The organism is Mycobacterium sp. (assembly GCF_049802695.1).
GTDB lineage: Bacteria > Actinomycetota > Actinomycetes > Mycobacteriales > Mycobacteriaceae > Mycobacterium.
In genome coordinates this window covers 1-1,799 of the sequence record NZ_JBARMY010000197.1, presented here as the reverse complement: position 1 = coordinate 1,799, position 1,799 = coordinate 1, and the positions used below count along the sequence as shown (strand labels likewise).

Genomic DNA, 1,799 nt, shown 5'->3' with positions numbered 1-1,799 from the left:
GAGTATCCGGACGCCGCGCTGCACGCGCGCCGCACGATGGTGCGGCTCAGCGGCGACGACGGCGGTGACGGCGGGGCCGTCGGAATCGACGAGCTTGCGGCGGTGGGCTGATGACTTCCCTGTTGGGGCCGCCGGTGACGATGCAGAGCGAAGCGATGAGGAGGAGTGGCGCAATGGACCTCGCGGAAAGCGAGTTGGCCGACGCGCGGCTCACCATCCGCCGCGGACTGGACGAAGATCTGCGCTACGGCCGCGATGTGACCACGTTGGCGACGGTGCCGGCCGACGCGGTGGTCACCGCGTCGCTGGTGACCCGTCAGCCCGGGGTGATCGCCGGCGTGGACGTCGCACTGCTGGTGCTCGACGAGGTGCTCGGCGCGGAGAAGTATCAGGTGCTCGACCGCGTCCCGGACGGCGCCCGGCTGCCGGCGGGAGCTTCGGTGCTGGCCGTCGAGGCCCAGACGCAAGGCCTGCTGATCGCGGAGCGGACGCTGCTGAACCTGCTGTGTCACCTGTGCGGGGTGGCCACCACGACCGCGGCCTGGGTCGAGGAGGTGTCTGGCACCAAAGCGAAGATCCGCGATACCCGCAAGACGGTTCCGGGACTGCGGGCGCTGCAGAAATACGCTGTCCGCGTCGGCGGCGGCGTCAACCACCGGATGGGGCTGGGCGACGCCGCACTGATCAAGGACAACCACGTCGCAGCGGCGGGTTCGGTGGTGGCGGCCCTGCGCGCCGTGCGCGCGGCTGCGCCGGGGTTGCCGTGCGAGGTGGAAGTCGATTCCCTGGAACAGCTCGACGAGGTTCTGGCCGAGCAACCGGAGTTGGTGCTGTTGGATAACTTCCCGGTGTGGCAGACCCAGATCGCGGTACAGCGCCGCGACGCCCGGGCCACCGCGACTCAGCTGGAATCCTCGGGTGGGCTGGCGCTGGACAACGCCGCAGCGTATGCCGGCACCGGCGTCGATTACCTGGCCGTCGGTGCGCTCACCCACTCGGTGCGCGTGCTGGACATCGGGCTGGACTTCTGACTCTCGACCGCCGAAGTCAAGGTGGGCTTCAGGAAATGTCGGCGACCAAGACGGCGACCCGGCTGACCTGCAAGCGCGCCAGCCACGGCAGCCCGTCGCCGGCCGAGCCGGCGGGCAAGATCCGCGGGTTGGTCAAATGCACCGTGCGACGGATGAATCGCAGGTCGGCCTCGCCGGCGGCCAGCACGTTCTTCACCCAGTCGGTCTTGCCGTGAACGAGCGCGATCGCCAGCACGTTGCCTTTGCGATACGCGGTCACGATCGTCTCGTAGGGTTTGCCCGACTTGCGACCGCGATGCTTGATCACCGAGGCACCCGGCAGATACCGCGCCAGCGGTTTGACCGCCGGGTTGAAGTACTTGACCTGGAAGCTTTCCAGCCACGGCGGGAAGATCATCGGGACGCCAGGTGCGCTGTTGGGACGATCTGCGGCGGGCATCTCGGCTCCGTTCGACGTGACGGCGGTTTGCCGTCACTGTACCGGGCGCATATTCGCTTGAACTGCCTGGGACAATGGACAGCGTGACCGAGATGGCGCGCATCGACCTGCGTGGTGCAGCGCTGTCCGCTGCCCGGCTGCGGGCCGTCTTACCCCGCGGCGGCGCCGACGTCGACGCGGTGTTACCCACGGTGCAACCGATCGTGGACGACGTCGCCGAGCGGGGCGCGGACGCCGCGCTGGAATACGGGCAGTCGTTCGACGGCGTGCGGCCCTCGACGGTGCGGGTGCCGCCCGCTGAGCTGGACGCCGCGCTGGCCGATCTGGAC

The 1,799-nt window shown here is 69.3% G+C and carries 3 protein-coding genes; 2 read left to right on the top strand and 1 reads right to left on the bottom strand.

From position 1 onward, the window contains the following. The first annotated feature begins 173 nt into the window (after nt 1-173). Nucleotides 174-1,031: a carboxylating nicotinate-nucleotide diphosphorylase gene (nadC, locus tag WA317_RS07970; protein WP_425172519.1), complete on the top strand. Its 858-nt coding sequence runs from the start codon at nt 174-176 to the stop codon at nt 1,029-1,031. A gap of 28 nt (nt 1,032-1,059) precedes the next feature. On the opposite strand, the gene WA317_RS07965 is transcribed toward nadC, so the two are convergent. After that, a complete protein-coding gene (locus WA317_RS07965; RefSeq protein WP_425172518.1) occupies nt 1,060-1,470 on the bottom strand; it encodes a nitroreductase family deazaflavin-dependent oxidoreductase in 411 nt (136 codons plus the stop codon). Between the two features lie 74 nt (nt 1,471-1,544). Between WA317_RS07965 and WA317_RS07960 the strand changes: the two genes are divergently transcribed. Continuing rightward, nucleotides 1,545-1,799: histidinol dehydrogenase (locus WA317_RS07960; protein ID WP_425172517.1), on the top strand; the 255-nt coding region annotated here is incomplete at its 3' end.

Coding starts and splice junctions, on each gene's coding strand:
- nadC (WP_425172519.1), top strand. CDS start 174: ATGGACCTCGCGGAAAGCGAGTTGGCCGACGCGCGGCTCACCATCCGC.
- WA317_RS07965 (WP_425172518.1), bottom strand. CDS start 1,470: ATGCCCGCCGCAGATCGTCCCAACAGCGCACCTGGCGTCCCGATGATC.